The following is a 17185-nucleotide window of genomic DNA, read 5'->3' on the forward strand; positions in this document are numbered from 1 at the left end:
GACCTGCTTTCAACTATAAACTATAGTTCAGCTTTTAATAGTTGGAGTATGTACTATTTTAGAAAACTAGCGATATAAAGAACTGAATGTGCCAAAATAATTTCTTACTGTTGGTCCATCCATTGTGGCATCTGTTTAAACAATTGCTCCAAAGCTAACAAATTATCTGTATTCCATTCACTAGGAATAACATGAACATTTCCCTTTTGAACTGCAGGCAAAGTTGCCCATATCGGTCTTTGGAGCAGTCGGTCAGCTTCTGTTTTACTTTCACCATCATCTTGTACAACTACAAACAAATGATCACCAGCAAATTCTGAAAGCACTTCTTCTGAATTATTAACGAAAGACACGCCTTCTTTATCAAGAATATTCTTCTGTACAGCTGGTGGGACGGCAAAACCGTTCTCCCCATAAATAATAGCACCCAGGCTACGATCGCCCATAACATAAAGTGTTTTACCCAACTGGTAGAAAATTGTCGCTGTCTCCCCTTCTGCTAATTGAAACTTATCAAACATTTCTTTCGACTGTTCTTTGTACTTAGCAATCAATTGAGCTGCCTCTTCCTGTTTGCCAAAGATATTTCCCATCTCCTTTACACGTTCTGTATAAGGAAGAGCAGGGTTAAAGGGGATAGTAGTAGCAATTTTCGACAATGCCTCATTATGATCTGCTTCTGCTTTGTAATAACCATTAATAATCAGATCGGGTTTTAAACTCAGAATCGTCTCTAAGTCACCCGGGTTTCCAACATCAACGATTCCTTCAAGTCTACCTTCATAGTAACTAGGAATATCTTGGGGAAGGTTATTACCAACAACCGGAATGCCCATCGCTAAGAAATCACCAATTGTCTGGCCAATATAAACAACTCGCTTGGGATCTGCAGGTATTTCAACCTGTTTACCTGTTATCGTTGTATATTGAACTGTTTTCTCACTTTCCTCTTTCTGTTCATCAGACACGCTGCTATTAGCATTAGAAGTACTGCATGCCGATATTATCAACAACAGGAGGAAACTCCCTACCCAGAGTATAATTTGCTTTCCACGTTGTTTCTTCACACTTGTTGCCCCTTTCCTTCTCTCTAATAATTGAAAATGATTATCATTTAAGGCATTATTATAGGTTGTGTGAAAAGGGGAATCAATGAAAAAAACGCAACGGTTTATTTGGAAAAATGTCAATGATCGTCCCACACAAAACATCTGTTCTTTTATTTCATTTATAACTTAACAGGTACGAATGATATATGTTTTAACAAATCCTCATGGTTTAATTTATTGAGCTACCTCAACAAAGCCTCTTCCTTTGCTTCCCGTTTTACGGTAACTTTCCCCTCTAAGCCTTCCTATCATGGTCCGTTCCTCTTCCAACATGAGATCCTTTCTAAAGGAAGTCTTTATGCATAGGTATACTCCGGTCCCAATCGTTCGATAACTCGATCCAACTGTCTGGTTAAATAAGGCGAAACGTCACCAATGCCAGCTACTGCTTCTAACAAGGGAAAGGGTTGTCCACCCCACGGGCCTTGTGGATCAAAGACTTGTCTACCGATTTGCAAGCCTCCTGTTTCCTTGAAGATGTTCAATCGTTCCAATCCTTCAATAAGCAGCCCGATCGGCAGCGTTTTGTTCCTACGTTGGGACCATTCTGCCAAGAAGGACATACCGCGTAATATATCATATTCAAAAAACCTCGGAAAGCAAGGCTTCAGCCATTCCAAATCGATGACGCTTCTATTTTGTTTAGAACATACAAGACGATGCTCAATTAAATAACGTGCTCCTTCATCTAAGAAAACGGCTTCCTGTTCAGTAAATTCACGGTCTGTATGCCATAAGATAGCTTCAAGCGGAGGAAGTGTTGAAACAATAGAGCTCTTTTTAGAATGAGTATAAGCTTCAGGGTCGCAGTTCAGCCCGCCATCAGGTAACTGATGCTTTAAGAGCCATTCGCGAATCCAAGGCAGTTCCTTGTCCAAATCACAGCCATACGCCATTAGAATCATATAGTATACGGCAAGTTCACAATGGCAGCAATCCAACTTCATCTTATCACTTTCACTTGTTGGATGGTCATCGGCGGATATGATGAAGGTCGGCCAGACCTGAGTTTCGAGTAAATATTTTGCTCCGACAATAGCAGACTCGGGAATTAGTTTCACCTCTCCCATTTCATAAAGAGCAGCCATATGCCACCAAGCTCCATCCCATTTTCGACGGCTGCACTCGCCGTGAGTCATCCCCAAATGCGAAGTAGATTCAAGGAACTGTATAGATTCTTCGATTGCTAAACGAATATTTTGATTTGTTTCCATCTGGGTATCTCCTTTTTGGTTATCTCTACTTCACGCTTCAGTTAAGCAACGCCTTACTTCGTATAACCATCCACTTTTAAAAAATTCGATATGTTATTAAACTATCCTGCCCGTTCGTATTATGAGATCAACCAGTTCTTTCTGGTTGATCCTTTTTTCATTTGCATAGAGGATTAAGGTAGCCTGGTCGAACGTACCTGCCCGTGGGACTTGATCCCGAGCGCTATAGTGTTCGCCCTACTTGTCATGACCATGATTGAGGCTGGTTGGGACGTAAGATCCCGTATAACAAGCGATGCTATGGAGCGACAAGAAGAACCTTAGGGATGCCGGGGAATCTAAACTTACAGGGAGAGATGAAATGAATCCAGTTGTCGGTCTAGATATTTCAAAAGAAGAAAGTCATGGACAAGCCTTTTTAGCGCGCGGAAAGCCCTTCAGAGGGACATTCCACTTCGAGCACACTCGTGATGGCCTAGCAAATTTACATCAAGTTTTGAAGGATGTTGAGACTGCATCCAAACTACGTCCTCTGCTTATTCTAGAAGCAACCGGCCATTACCAAAGTCCCGTTGTTCAGTTCCTAGAAGAACATCACTACATTTATATTGTCATTAATCCGCTCATCTCAAATCGGCTTAGAAAGTCTCAACTTCGTAAAGTAAAGACGGATGCTGTGGACGCTTACCTATTGGGAGAGTTGTACTACAAGGAAGAGTTTGAACCTTTTAAGAAAAGAGGTGTGCAACTTCTCAATCTGCGCTATCTTACAAGACAGTATGAATCCCTTTCAAAGATGTGTGTACAGACAAAGCTGCAATTCCAAGCCGTTTTAGATCAGGTTTTCCCAGCTTACAAAGGCGTCTTTGGAGCTATGTATTCCCGTATTTCACTACGGTTTTTAAGTGAATTTCCAACCTCATATTCAGTTTTGCAGACGGATGAAATTACACTCAAAGCTAAGATGAAAGAACTACTTTCTTCGAAACGGGGGCGTTCAGAGGGCTGGATTAACCAACGGGTTCAGCGACTGCTAGACGCGGCAAAACAAAACCCATTTCAACAAACCATGTATGCAAGCCACTTAATCAATTTGAAAGTTCTTATTACCCTTATTCTTCAGTACCAAGAGCATCTTGCTGAACTGGAACAGAACATAGATGCTCTGGCTGAAGAAATTGAAGAGTATGAATTAATTCAGTCGATTCCCGGTATTGGGCATAAAATTGCTGCAACAATTTTATCTGAAATTGGAGAGATCGACCGATTTGATCATCCTAAAAAGCTAGTGGCTTTTGCAGGCATTGACCCGAGTGTCTTTGCTTCCGGTAAATTTACAGCAACTCGAAACCGAATCACGAAACGTGGTTCCAGGCAGTTGCGTTACGCACTGGTAATGGCTGTCCAGTGTGGGCTTATACGCTCCCGAAATATGCGAATCAAAGCGTTCTATGATCGCAAGAGAGCAGAAGGAAAACCACATAAAGTAGCTCTAATCGCATGTGCAAATAAGCTCGTCCATTGGCTCTATGCAATCTTGAAAAACAAAAAGGAATTTCGTCCAATTTAAAAGATTATTATTGGCATAACCTTCCAAGGCACAACGGAAATTGGAGGGTTATTTAGCATGCTCATTTTAACTATACCACATGATTTAGAATCACTTTACTGGTAATCTTGACAAGCTATTAGCTGGTATAGCTTAATGAAGCATCGTCAGACTATTACTTTGTTTTACAGTCTAGAACTTTAGACAATACAAATATGACCGCAAAGGCTTAAGCCCTTACGGTCTTATTTACTTCTGGCATTCTTAGTCCAATTTCACCTTCCTTGTTTCGTCCCCGTCCATAGTCGGTCGTGACAAAATCTAAGGTGCAATTGATCTTCAAACTGTTTGCTATGTTCGCAATTGCTCTGCGCCGCTTATCCGCGAATGTAGTAGCTTAAATACCCGGCATGTCTTTAGCGCTGGTCTTTAACTAGAGCGGTGTTGGCTGTCACATCTGCTGTCAGTTCTTGACCAGAAACTCGTTTGACAACCAATCCTTCCGCCAAAAGTAAATCATACGCAGTCATTCGGTTTTCCAACTGTTGAAGTGAGTATTCGTAATTTTTTATTACACCAATTAAGTCAGTATACTGTCATTCATCATTTATCATTCCTTTATATAATGTGATAGTTTGGTGAAATCGTTATTTTTGGTAGATAAATGTAAATCGAAACACTATAATTACCTTACACCATAGTTTGCATACGAAGATAAACAAACTAAGGAGGCTTTACTTTTGAAAAAATCTATTATCGCTTTGGCTGCTGGCACCGTTCTTCTTGGGGCATTGTCTGTACCGTCTTTAAGTTTTGCAGAACCAGTCCCAACTTCAGCAAATATTTCTTCTGAGTCACCATATACACCGCCTCAAGGGAACAAAAAATGGGTAAGTGGCATCAGAGGTGCAACGGTTAAAGAGGATATGAAATCGACAGTTCCAATTCAAAAATTTTACATGACAGGAGGCTTTGGAGGGAATATTTCTTTATATAAATGGCAACAAAAAGGCAACAATAAAGTATGCCCATTATATCAAGGCTACATTTACAAAATGTTCCCTTAATAATAAAATTAACCCTAAAGTAAGCACTTTTTTTTCATAGGTGCTTACTTTTTTTATCGTTGTTATCTGCCATATTTAATCCTTTCCTATCTATACTGACTACACCCACATATAACAATACAGCGCATAGTATAGAGGTATAGGCTCTTATCATGGGGTGCCCTCCGCTATCTTTTGGAGTTGATTTACGTACACTTTATAAGTCTCGTCACTATAAGCAAGCACGGCAACTCTACCAACACGATGAATCTCAATATGATTAACTTTCATAAAAACGGAAACTCTGTTCTGTCATTGATGTTCCTCCTTAGAGATCAAAAACCAGAAGCTTAGGAAATTCTCTGCCATCGTTGATTAACTCACGGTATGTTTTATAGACATGGTCATCCAGCTACTCGCACTCATCGCATCCATCTTAACAGCACGATACAGTTTCGTAATCAATCTCATTTTCCAAATGCTCGTAATAGGCTTGCTCCAGATTTTCAGTAGTATTGTAATTCCGTCCAATCCTGTAGCATATTGAATGGTCGTTGCTCCCCATCTTAATTTACATGTTTTTCCACACTCATCCGCCATCTTGGCTCCATCCACTCTTTGCAGCATAAAAGAACATTTTACGGGCGTATACAATTAAAGATTCCTTTCCGCACTACTGTAAGTAGGGTGCCCGAATGCGTACCCGCCTTTTTTTCATCCGTGGAGTATTTTTAAAATCGAAATCAACATTTTCACAGAGGAAGAAACCTTTGTATCCGGCAGCATTACAACGATTGTTTCGATGAACATTGTATAAGGCTGTTTTCTCCTTCTTTACTCCCTATAGGCTAAAATATGTTTATTCTCACTGCCCTCAACAATGAATATGTTCTGCATAAACTATCAAAAAGGAGATGAGAACATGACTAGATTGTTAGATGCTCGAACATCTCAAAACGCAAGTTACGGTAATACGATCTCAATTCCCTTGCCAGCCAGTACTGCTGTTGCCATCGCGGAGCTTGGTTTAGAAGTAACGGGTGCAGGGGAAAACATGCGTGTACAATTAACAGGGATAGCCGAGCTTGCATTTCCTACCACTCCACCATTTGACTCCGTTATTTCTTTTTCCATTGTTAGAGGCGATGTCGATTCGCTCGTTGCTTACGCCCTTTACTCCGTGAGTGTCTCCGAAGTAAACCCAAACGCTGTACAAGTTGTCACCATCAATGCATCCGATTACAATATCTCTCTACCACCATCCAATGAATTGGTATATACCTTATATATATTTTGCACAGCAGATGCTACCCGAATAGGAATGGAAAGCTTTAATGCTGTTGCTTATTCAGATTAAAATACTACCGTAACATGGAGGGCAAAGCCCTCTTATTTTTGTTTCATCTGCTCTTGGGGACAATGCTTTCTATCTGTCGTTCATTTTTGGTATAATTTACTTAAAGGGGGTGATCAAATGGGGATCATGCTTATTCTTATTGCTATTATTTTTTTCTCGCTTGGTATTTTAAGTAAACAGAATCCCACTTGGGGATGGCGTGCAAACGAAGCCTGGAAGATCAAAGGTGACTCAGAACCAAGCGATGCTTACATTGATGACATGAAATTTAGGGGCTCTGTATCTATTCTCTTTGGGTTCTTCTTCTTAGCATGTGGACTTTTGGTTATCTTACTGTAAGCGCACTTCCTTAAACTTCAGAGCTCGACCAGCGAATGTAGTAGCAGTTCCATAACTGGCTTCATAGATTTCACACTTTTCTTTTTTTGTTTCTAAACACTTCTTTGCGCCCTGCTCGCGTTTGTATTCTTCCCAGTCTACTTTGTATTGTGGGGAGTACTACGTAGTCCAAGAAAATGATGCATTATCCTCATACAAAAAATCCCTCAACGCTTAGAGCGCCAAGGGATTCCTCATTTTAGTAAAGCGTCAGATATTGATCACGTTCCCATTGATGTACTTGGGTTCTGTACATATCCCATTCAATTTCCTTGAGCTCATAGAAGTAAGCCAGAGCATGATCACCCAGTGCATCAGAGATAACTTCGCTCCGAATAAGCTCAGACAAAGCTTCTTTCAGGTCTGCAGGCAGACTTGGAATGCCTTCTTCAATTCGCTCTTCCTCGGACATCACGTAGATGTTGCGATCAATTGGGGCTGGCAGAGCCATCTGACGTTTGATACCATCCAAACCTGCTCTCAGCATTACGGCCAGGGCTAGATAAGGATTCGCTGCCGGGTCAGGGTTCCGAACTTCAACGCGAGTGCTCAGGCCACGAGATGCGGGGATCCGAATCATCGGACTCCGATTGCTTGCAGACCAAGCAACATAACAAGGCGCTTCATAACCTGGTACGAGGCGTTTGTAAGAATTTACTGTTGGATTCGTGATCGCTGCCATTGCACGTGCATGTTTAAGAATACCTGCCATATAGTGGCGAGCTGTCTGGCTTAATCCGAGTTCATCCGTCTCATCATAAAATACGTTTTCATTGTCCTTAAACAACGATTGGTTGCAGTGCATACCGGAACCATTCACGCCGAACAAAGGTTTTGGCATAAAAGTGGCATGCAAACCATGTTGACGAGCAATTGTCTTAACAACAAGCTTGAACGTTTGAATCTGATCGGCAGCCTTAACTGCATCTGCATATTTAAAGTCAATCTCATGCTGACCAGGTGCAACTTCATGGTGGGATGCTTCAATTTCGAAGCCCATCTCTTCAAGCTTAAGAACAATTTCACGACGACAGTTCTCACCCAGATCCATTGGAGCCAAGTCAAAATATCCGCCTTGGTCATTCAGTTCTGTGGTCGGATCGCCTTTTTCATCGGTTTTGAACAAGAAGAATTCAGGCTCTGGTCCAACATTCATCGAAGTGTATCCCAGTTCTTCGGCTTCCTTAAGTACACGTTTCAAGATCCCCCGCGGGTCACCTGCAAATGGAGAGCCGTCTGGCTTGTAAATATCGCAGATCAAACGAGCTACACGATCTGAGGTTACCCAAGGAAATACAACCCAAGTGTCCAAATCTGGATATAAGTACATGTCAGATTCTTCGATACGTACGTAGCCTTCTATCGAAGAACCGTCAAACATCATTTTGTTATCCAATGCTTTTTCCAACTGGCTAACCGGAATTTCAACGTTCTTAATGGTGCCCAGCAAATCTGTGAACTGCAAACGAATAAAACGAACATTTTCTTCTTCCGCAATCCTAATGATATCTTCTCTGGTATAACTCACACTAACCTCTCCCTTTCTGTAACGACTATATGCAAATCGGCTGTATCATAAATGACTTAAATGATGAGACCGTTTTTTAAGTAAAACAACCTTATGCCAAAAGGTAAGTCACAGCATTATCTTTTGTTGAAAAATCGTGATAATTCGCCTTGGATCAAAGATACCTGTCCTGGTCTTTTGCCTGCAACAAGTTGTTGTTTCAACAAACGATGAAGCTGAGTATCGGACATTTCACGGCGTTTGACTTCCGTATCTGCAGTAATAACTGTAGCTTCCTCTGATTCCTTGGTAACCGGATTCATGACTTGTTTAATTCCTGCAATGTTAACACCCTTTTCGATCAACGCCTTAATTTCAAGCAGACGCTCTACGTCATTAAATGAAAAAAGACGTTGGTTACCTGATGTACGGGCAGGAACTATCAAATTATGCTGCTCATAATAACGAATCTGACGTGCTGACAAGTCCGTTAGCTTCATGACAATACCTATTGGAAATAAGGCCATATTTCTGCGAATTTCGTCGCCCATTTGTCATCAACCTTCCAGTGATCTATTATTCACCTTATTGTACATTTAGCTGATGCAAAGTGTCAATGATATGTTAGAAAAACTCACAATAATTTACGTTCTTTCATCGTTTGCAGAGCCATAAGTACTCCATATTTGACATGAGAGTAGGTTAAGCCCCCTTGCATGTAACCAATATAAGGCTCCCGAATCGGAGCATCTGCGGATAGTTCCAAGCTTCCACCTTGTATAAACGTACCTGCGGCCATAATAACCGGATGCTCATAACCCGGCATATCCCACGGCTCTGGCACCACATGGCTATCCACGGCGGCTGCGCGCTGAATGCCCTGTACAAAAGCAATTAGATGTTCTGGTCCGCTAAAAGAAATGGCCTGAATCAAATCCGTACGCTCTTCATGCCAAGCAGGTTTGGTCTCAAACCCCATTTCTTCAAAGACTGCAGCAGCGAATATGCTTCCTTTAACCGCTTGCCCCACCAATGTAGGAGCAAGGAATAGCCCCTGGTATATGCCCCGTGTAGTGCCTAGCATGGCTCCTACTTCTCCACCAATACCAGGTGCTGTTAATCGGTAGGATGCCAGCTCTACATATTGATGTTTACCGCAGATATATCCACCCGTTTCTGCAATACCTCCACCAGGATTTTTAATCAACGAACCTGCCATCAAATCGACACCGACCTGGGTAGGTTCCAGCTTCTCAGTAAATTCCCCGTAGCAATTGTCCACAAAGACAATAACATCAGGCTTTATCTTCTTCACTCGTGCCGTCATTTCTTCAATATCTGCCACACTAAAGGAAGCTCTCCAATCATAGCCGCGTGAGCGCTGGATACCGATCACTTTGGTGTTCGCATGGATTGCGGACTCCACCGCTTTCCAGTCCACCTTACCTTCTGCTGTCAGCGCTGTCTCTCCATAAGTAACACCAAAGTCCTGCAATGATCCTGTTCCATCGCCAGGCTTACCAATCACTTTGTGTAAGGTATCATAAGGTCGCCCTGTAATGTATAACAACTCATCCCCTGGACGCAGCACACCAAATAAAGCCGTAGCGATGGTATGCGTTCCCGAGGCAAAATGCGGACGCACCAACGCTGCCTCCGCACCGAACACATCTGCATAGACCTCTTCCAGCACTTCACGCCCCCGGTCATTGTAAGCATATCCCGTTGAACCTGCAAAATGAAAATCGCTCACTTGCTTACGCTGGAAGGCCTGAATGACCTTCCACTGATTTGCATCCACAATATGATCTATGTGCTGGATACGTTCTTGTATTTTAAGTTCTACTAATTCCTGAATTTGCTGAATTTCCGGACTAAAAACTACCATTTACCTTCTTGACCCTCTCTCTTCCGCAGCCTTAGGCTAATCATGTTATATTGTTATTCAATTCGAACGATGAGCATTATCATCTTATGGACCCAAAAACATCATTAGATGTTAACTTTCTGTGAACTCACTAAGCGCATGACCATACTTTTCGTATTCTCCTCTTTGAATTTCTACCTCATAAATGACATCATTGCCATCATACTCTGTCAGCAGTACATCTCCAATTCGATAAAGCACCGATGTTAAATCCCCACGTTCCGCAGGAATACGAAATCTCAGTGTGTCACCGCTCAGATGCTCCTGAACCAGTTCGCGAATGCGTAGCAAATCTGCTTCATCAAAAGCACTGATTTTCAAATAGCCTTCCCCAGAAGGGAGCATTTCCAATTGCTCAGGGGTGCAAGCATCTTTTTTGTTAAACAATACGATCTGAGGCTTGTCCGCAGCCCCAAGCTGTTGCAGGATTGACTCTACAACTTTCATTTGTTCGTCACGCATGTCTGAGGAGGCGTCCACGACATGTAAAATGAGATGAGCCTCATTGGCCTCCTCCAAAGTGGCCCGGAAAGAGGCAACCAAATCATGAGGCAGATTTTGAATAAATCCTACTGTATCTGTGAGAATAATTTCTTTGCCACTCGGCAGTTCCATTGTTCTAGAGGTAGGATCAAGCGTCGCAAATAGTTGGTTCTCAATATATACATCGGCAGCTGTCAGTTGCTTCAACAGTGTTGATTTGCCGGCATTTGTATAGCCAACGAGTGCCACCTGGACGATGCCGGCCTTTTGTCTACGCTCCCTGTGTAAATACCGATGACGCGTCACTTCCTCAAGTTGGCGTTTCAGATCACTGATTCGATCACGAATGTGACGACGGTCCGTCTCTAGCTTGCTTTCACCAGGACCACGTGTTCCGATTCCGCCACCGAGCCGCGAAAGATTTTTACCGTGTCCAGACAGTCGAGGGAGTAAGTATGACAACTGCGCCAGTTCAACCTGGATAATACCTTCCCGTGTCTTTGCACGCTGAGCAAAAATATCCAGAATTAACTGTGTCCGGTCAATTATTTTGAGATCCAGGCTCTCTTCAAGATTTCGTACTTGAGCTCCCGATAGCTCCTGATCAAAAATAGCTGTATTCGCTCCCAATTCTTCAGCAACTGCACGCAATTCATCTACTTTACCTTTGCCAATAAACCATTTTGAGTCCTTGGATTCCCTATTCTGTGTGAGGACGCTCAGCACTTCAACTCCCGCTGTTTCAGCCAGCTTCACCAGTTCTTCCAACGAATATTCCGTATTGATGCCAGATCGTTTGACTTCATCCGTAATTAGACTGACCAGAACCGCCTTATCCTGCATTTCGGTTTGTGTATCATGAGTGGAGTTCGCCATATTGTTTGCTCCTTTATTTTCATGTCAACTCTCGAACAGAAACCGACCTGATGTCAGGCCGGCCCTCGTTCGATGTCATACAATTCGATATGATTCAGATTCCTATTATCGCCTATCTTTTGTCCATTTTCAAATCCTCTGGTCGCAACGTCATCAATTCTTGCTTGCCGGGTTGCCCACTCCTGTACTGATTAAGCAGCCTGACGGCTTGGTGCCGAATCGCTTTTTCGATCACATTACGAACATAACGTGCATTACTAAATGCATGGAGACTGTCATTCCGCTCATTTAGCAAATGCTCCTTCATTTTGAGTATAGACTGAGGCATGAGAATATAATCCCGTTCCTTAGCCATCATCTCCGAAATTTGAATGAGTTGATCCACAGTGTAGTCAGGAAAATCCAGTTGGATTGGAAAACGAGAGGGAAGACCAGGATTTGTCCGTAAAAAAAAGTCCATTTCTCCCGAATACCCTGCGAGGATCAAAATAAATTGGTTTTTTTGGTCTTCCATGGCCTTTACCAGGGTATCAATCGCTTCTTTTCCGAAATCCTTTTCCCCTCCACGTGCTAAACTGTAAGCCTCATCAATGAACAACACGCCGCCAAGAGATTTCTTTACCAGGTCCCGCGTTTTTTGTGCGGTGTGGCCGATATACTCACCTACCAGATCAGCTCTCTCCACCTCAATCAGATGGCCCTTGCTCAGTACCCCCATTTTTTGCAACATTTTAGCGATAATGCGGGCTACTGTCGTTTTCCCCGTACCTGGATTTCCTTTAAAAATCATGTGATATACGTGTGCGTTGCTCAACAGACCCGCATCAGTGCGCATATGAGCGATTTGCAAAAAGGCATATACCTCAAATACCAGTTCTTTGATGTTATCCAAGCCGACGAGATGATCGAGTTCTTTCTGAATTTCCTGATAAAGACTGAGATACTGCGGTAGCGCCTGCGACTTGGTCGAAGCCACTGCTTCCGTCTCGTCCACAGTCACCGAAGCGATCGGCTCCGGGCTACGCAGCACGACATTGATTTGTCTGGAAGGTCTCTCCTCCGACCGCTTGCCCGCGGCGATTCCCCGTCCGTTCATGCATCCATCACCTCAACATTTCTTCAGGCACAGCTTACCCTATTAATGTATTCGGTCCAGCATGTCCTTATTAGCATAAAAGCAACGAGAACGCGTACAAAGCCTTCCCTCAATTCAGGCAATCCAAATTTGAGCACTGATCCACCACCGTTGTAGCGTCCATTTAGCGTAAGCCAATACTTCTCTTGATTGGTGAATTGGCATATTCAGCACTTTGGATTTGGTCAGAGCCAGCTGGGGATGATCAAAATTCAAAAATTGAGCAATCTCCAACGCGCGAGGACCGTGATAGCTATGTGTGATGATTACGGTGGAGTTCCAGCCATATTCCTTCATGATACGCTGGCTGTAGAGCAAATTTTCGTAAGTACTGGTTGCCTGGTTTTCTAACACAATATGCTGTACAGGGACTCCTTTATCTACCAAGTAGCGTTGCATCCCCTCGGCCTCCGTATACGGAAAATCAGGTTGATCCAGTCCTCCACTTACAATTAGTCGCTGCACCATCCCGTTACGATATAACCGCAAGGCTTCTTCTAATCTTTCTTTTAAACCAGGACTGGGCTCAGCTCCCCACATAGAGGCACCTAGTACGATACCAATTTGTGCATGCTGAAGCGGAGTGGTAGAGGCAGCTGTATTCATATTCCATACTCGGATACCTGCCCATACCAATCCGACCAAAATGAAAATCATCAAACCAATTATGAGACGCTTCGATACCATAAATATTTTCCCATTGCGACTTTGCCTGCTTTTTGGCTCATGGCGTTGGGGCCTAGTGCTTTTAATCCACTGCAAAAATTTCACCGTTCTCTCTTGAAATCACCGTTATGAAACCATTCTGCCCGGTGTTTCAGCGACATTTTAAAATAGGGGAACATGTGAGCATCGATCTGATGTAGCAGGTCAGCCGCTGTTCGGTTAGCCAATTCTGCTTCTTGCGTAGAAATATGCCCCCGTTGTAGCGCCTCCTCCAGTTCATCCTCATCCACCAGAAAGATTTCACCGTTTTTAAGCACGACCACATCCAAATACAAATCATCAAACCAAGGAACTCCTTGATCGGTTACTCCTTGATTTCGGCAGGTATCAATGTACCATTCGACGATTTGCTCTCGATTGTCAAACATAGCAGTCACCACATAATGCTTACCTTTTGGATAATATTGCAACCAGGAATAACCTTTATCGGCTATGCAAAACGTATGACCACCATAACTTTTCCATAATGGCTCCTTGAGACTCAAAATAGTATACAGGGTCACATATCCTGTAAACGCATCACTTTCTACATACCGGCAAGCAAACTTGCGATTGGTGATTCTTCGCCAGTTGGCCCGGTCTCCGAATTTGCGCTTCATAAATGATGTTCCTCTCCAACATTGGTAAAACCAGCTTACCATATTTAAACTATACACTCAAAAATAACCCCTGTATTACAGCAAAAAAGGTATTTTCAGACTGTAAAAACAGTCCGAAAATACCTGTGATTTAAAGCCAATATCATCTTACATAAAACATATTTGCTAATCCCGGTTATGACGTCCACGATTGGAGTTGGAATGACCGTTGGATTTGCCTTCCTGATTTCCATCCATTATAGCACCTGTGGTAGATGCATCTGTATTTTCTGGATTGGTCATAGTATTTTCATCAGTTATACCTGAATCCGGTGTAGTCGTCTGACCATTCCCCTGATTTGTATCGTTTCCGTTACCAAAATTGTCGTTACTGTTTCCTGTACCTCCAGTACCATTTCCATTGTTAACTCCAGGAGACGTTGGAACTTGTTCAGAACCAGTACCGTTATCGGTGCCTCCAGGAAGTGTATTCCCCTGGTCCGTGCCATTCTGACCGTCTATATTCTCGCCATTATCCGGTACGGTTCCATCCTGATTAGGATCGTTTCCTGGTTGCGGATCTATCGGAGTAGTTTCTGCTGGAATTTCTACGCTGATCGTGTTGGAAGCTGCGGATTCTTTACCATCCGCTCCATAAGCTACGACATAGTATTGATACGTCTTTCCAGCTACAGGAGACGTATCTTCACCACTCGTGCCTCTCATCGCCTCCATAATCGTCCGGAAGCTTCCTTCGGAAGACTCTTTACGATAAACACGGTATTGTACATTGTCTCCCTCTGCCGCATTCCAAGACAACGATACAATTTGGGTATCCTGACTATACGACCCGCTCAGTCCGCTTGGAGCAGTGGCCTGAACCGGCTCTTCTGGCTTCTCCTCAACCGGTGGTTCATATCCCTTCGGCTCGCTAAATTGCGTCACTGGGTGTCCCTTGAGTGCTTCACCCATAACCCTTCCGAAGAAGGCTGCCGACTGTCCGCTAGAGTTTCTCAACATATGCTTGCTATCTGGCTTGTCATACCCCATCCATACCGCTCCGGTATATTCCGGCGTATAACCGACAAACCAGATGTCCCGGTTACCACTGTTGCCGCTGATTCCACTTTGGGTCGTACCCGTTTTACCAGCTACAGGCCAGTCGATACGTGCTTTACGACCTGTACCGCTATTGACCACATTTTGCATCATTTTTGTCATTTCATAAGCCGTTTTCTCACTCATAACAGATTTGGATTCCTCATTATGAGTATAAACCACTTGATCATCACTATTGTTAATTCGCTTAATGGAGTAAGCTTTTTGGAATTGTCCTTTATTGGCAAAAGCGCTATAAGCCTGCGCCATTTCAAGAGTATTTGTTCCTTTGCTTAATCCCCCCAATGCGATAGCAAGCGAGTGATCATTTTTGTCCATCGGTATGCCTACGCTCTCGGCGAATTGAACCCCTTTTTCCACACCGATTTGGTTCAACAACCATACAGGTGGTATATTTTCAGACTTTGTAATGGCATCCATCATGCTGATGGTCGAAGAGTAACCATGCAAGTTTTTCGGACTGTATCCGTTAAAACTCTGCCGTTCGTTACTCAAAGGAGTATCTATCGTAAATTTACCGGATTCAAGAGCTGGCGCATAGGCTACAATCGGCTTAAAGGCCGATCCTGGCTGTCTGCGGCTCTGCGTCGCACGATTAAAGGTTCCCTTTTTGTAATCCCGTCCGGGTGCCATCGCGGCAATACCACCTGTTTGGTTGTTAATAATAACCATAGAGGCTTGGACAGGCTGATCGTCGGGACTTTTTTCGAACATATCATCATCCGCCATCGCTTGATCCAGCGCATTTTGAGCCTGAGCATCCATTGTCGTATGAATTTTATAACCGCCAATAATCAGATCATTACCGCTGACTCCTGGCAAGGCATCCTCTGCCTCATCCATGACATATTCCATAAAATTTTGATACTTTTGTACTTTTTCCGGTTGTTTGTAATCGTAATTTATAGCTTTGGCTTCTTCCATTTCCTGCTTGCCAATCATTCCCTGCTCAAACATCAGCTGGAGAACCACAGCACGCCGGGCCTTTGAGTTTTCCGGGTTACTGATCGGATTATACTTGGAGGGTCCTTTCGGAATAGCCGCCAGTGTAGCGACTTGCCACAACTTTAATTCGTTTAGGTTTGACACTCCAAAATAGCCTTCCGACGCTGCCTTTATTCCAGAATATGAGCGTCCAAACCAAATCCGATTCAGATATAGCGTAATAATTTCATCTTTAGTCAAATTCCGCTCCAGCGCCATTGCGATGGATACCTCTGTCGCTTTACGGAAAAAGGTTTTGTCACGTGTCAAAAATAAGTTTTTGGCCAACTGCTGAGTCAGCGTACTACCGCCCTCCACTGCAGAACGAGCAACGATATCCTTCACTGCCGCCCGACCGATAGACCAAATATCAACTCCCTGATGCTCCATAAAACGCTTATCCTCGGTTGCGATAAAAGCTTTTTTGAGCAACGGTGGAATTTCTTCACTTTTCACAGGATCACTTTTTTGCACAGACAGCTCACCCATGAGCACACCGTTGCGGTCATAAACCTTTGATGTCTCGTTCACAGTAATTTTGTCCTTGTTGGCTTTGTAGATTTTTTCGCCATTAACCATGACAAATAAATAACCACCAAGTGCGCAAAATATGGCTAATGCTGCTGTAATAAACAGCGTCCACCCAACTCGCTTACCTGTTATTTTCTTTTTCTTGCCCTTCGGCTTCTCTTTAGATGTGTTTCTATTGCGATTGCCGGATCTGGACAATGAATCGTTTGGCATTCCCCTGACTCCCTTTCGCGAATAATCATAATGTCGCCGAGCGTAAGCTTAAAGCTAGCTGTCGGCAGCATGAAAGTAAACGGAATGAAAAGAACAACCCTGATCAGGTTGCTCCCGGTCACATTCCTATACAGTTAGACGAGACGGACGCCTGAAAAGTTTCATTACCCGGGCGGCCGTCCAGCCGTAATCAGTTATCGCTAGCGTTATCTTGTTGTACAAGCGATACGTTGCGTTGCGGTGTGAAGGTGGAGATGGCATGCTTGTAGATCAGCTGTTGCTTCCCATCCGAATCAATAACGATTGTAAAATTGTCAAATGCTTTAATCGTTCCTCGCACCTGAAATCCATTGATGAGGTATACCGTCACAGGTATAGAATCCTTGCGCAATTGGTTCAGAAACGTATCTTGGATATTAATAGACTTGTTCATTTTAGCCGTACCCCCAATAA

Annotated in this window: 16 protein-coding genes and 1 pseudogene; 4 read left to right on the plus strand and 13 right to left on the minus strand. The window is 43.3% G+C overall.

The features are described from left to right. Nucleotides 1–104: 104 nt before the first annotated feature. On the minus strand, nt 105–1067 hold the full coding sequence (locus tag MKX36_RS13810; protein WP_340864896.1) for an ABC transporter substrate-binding protein: 963 nt from the start codon (nt 1065–1067) through the stop codon (nt 105–107). Between the two features lie 338 nt (nt 1068–1405). After that, entirely contained in the window at nt 1406–2323 is a 918-nt protein-coding gene (locus MKX36_RS13815; RefSeq protein WP_340864897.1) for a hypothetical protein, read from the minus strand. 361 nt (nt 2324–2684) lie between these two features. On the opposite strand from MKX36_RS13815, the gene MKX36_RS13820 reads away from it, so the two are divergent. Beyond that, nucleotides 2685–3893, plus strand: coding sequence for an IS110 family transposase (locus MKX36_RS13820; protein WP_340864774.1), 1209 nt, complete (start codon nt 2685–2687; stop codon nt 3891–3893). 208 nt (nt 3894–4101) lie between these two features. Here MKX36_RS13820 and MKX36_RS13825 read toward each other — a convergent pair. After that, a pseudogene (locus MKX36_RS13825) lies at nt 4102–4468 on the minus strand (hypothetical protein); the annotation flags it as partial. Nucleotides 4469–4612: 144 nt separating this feature from the next. On the opposite strand from MKX36_RS13825, the gene MKX36_RS13830 reads away from it, so the two are divergent. Next, nucleotides 4613–4939, plus strand: a complete 327-nt coding sequence (locus MKX36_RS13830) for a hypothetical protein (protein WP_340864898.1) — start codon at nt 4613–4615, stop codon at nt 4937–4939. A gap of 354 nt (nt 4940–5293) precedes the next feature. Here the strand turns inward: MKX36_RS13830 and MKX36_RS13835 are convergent, their stop codons facing one another. Next, the gene (locus MKX36_RS13835) at nt 5294–5572 is read right to left on the minus strand and encodes a hypothetical protein (protein WP_340864899.1); all 279 of its coding nucleotides are present in this window, start codon (nt 5570–5572) and stop codon (nt 5294–5296) included. A 268-nt stretch (nt 5573–5840) separates the two neighbouring features. Between MKX36_RS13835 and MKX36_RS13840 the strand changes: the two genes are divergently transcribed. After that, a complete protein-coding gene (locus MKX36_RS13840) occupies nt 5841–6275 on the plus strand; it encodes a hypothetical protein (RefSeq protein WP_340864900.1) in 435 nt (144 codons plus the stop codon). Nucleotides 6276–6392: 117 nt separating this feature from the next. Next, entirely contained in the window at nt 6393–6614 is a 222-nt protein-coding gene (locus tag MKX36_RS13845; RefSeq protein WP_107733481.1) for a DUF6199 family natural product biosynthesis protein, read from the plus strand. A gap of 238 nt (nt 6615–6852) precedes the next feature. Here MKX36_RS13845 and glnA read toward each other — a convergent pair whose 3' ends face one another. From glnA to hfq, 9 genes are all read right to left on the minus strand, one after another. After that, nucleotides 6853–8181 (minus strand): type I glutamate--ammonia ligase, encoded by a 1329-nt coding sequence (glnA, locus tag MKX36_RS13850; RefSeq protein WP_016822091.1) that lies wholly within the window; start codon nt 8179–8181, stop codon nt 6853–6855. Nucleotides 8182–8297: 116 nt separating this feature from the next. Continuing rightward, nucleotides 8298–8711: a MerR family transcriptional regulator gene (locus MKX36_RS13855; protein ID WP_007430683.1), complete on the minus strand. Its 414-nt coding sequence runs from the start codon at nt 8709–8711 to the stop codon at nt 8298–8300. Between the two features lie 83 nt (nt 8712–8794). Further along, complete coding sequence (locus tag MKX36_RS13860; protein ID WP_031461616.1) at nt 8795–10048, minus strand: methionine gamma-lyase family protein; 1254 nt, start codon at nt 10046–10048, stop codon at nt 8795–8797. Nucleotides 10049–10159: 111 nt separating this feature from the next. Next, nucleotides 10160–11446, minus strand: a complete 1287-nt coding sequence (gene hflX / locus MKX36_RS13865; RefSeq protein WP_107733479.1) for a GTPase HflX — start codon at nt 11444–11446, stop codon at nt 10160–10162. Between the two features lie 112 nt (nt 11447–11558). After that, the gene (locus tag MKX36_RS13870; RefSeq protein ID WP_016822094.1) at nt 11559–12542 is read right to left on the minus strand and encodes an AAA family ATPase; all 984 of its coding nucleotides are present in this window, start codon (nt 12540–12542) and stop codon (nt 11559–11561) included. 114 nt (nt 12543–12656) lie between these two features. Continuing rightward, nucleotides 12657–13352, minus strand: a complete 696-nt coding sequence (locus MKX36_RS13875) for a YdcF family protein (RefSeq protein WP_090890257.1) — start codon at nt 13350–13352, stop codon at nt 12657–12659. Then, nucleotides 13349–13906: a DUF402 domain-containing protein gene (locus MKX36_RS13880; RefSeq protein WP_013371544.1), complete on the minus strand. Its 558-nt coding sequence runs from the start codon at nt 13904–13906 to the stop codon at nt 13349–13351. Before MKX36_RS13880 ends, MKX36_RS13875 begins: the two co-directional genes overlap by 4 nt. Nucleotides 13907–14071: 165 nt before the next feature. Next, entirely contained in the window at nt 14072–16732 is a 2661-nt protein-coding gene (locus tag MKX36_RS13885; RefSeq protein WP_340864901.1) for a PBP1A family penicillin-binding protein, read from the minus strand. A gap of 190 nt (nt 16733–16922) precedes the next feature. Beyond that, entirely contained in the window at nt 16923–17165 is a 243-nt protein-coding gene (hfq, locus tag MKX36_RS13890; RefSeq protein WP_013371546.1) for an RNA chaperone Hfq, read from the minus strand. Between the last annotated feature and the right edge of the window lie 20 nt (nt 17166–17185).

Source organism: Paenibacillus sp. FSL W8-0439 (assembly GCF_038008995.1).
In the GTDB taxonomy this organism is placed as follows: Bacteria; Bacillota; Bacilli; order Paenibacillales; family Paenibacillaceae; genus Paenibacillus; species Paenibacillus polymyxa.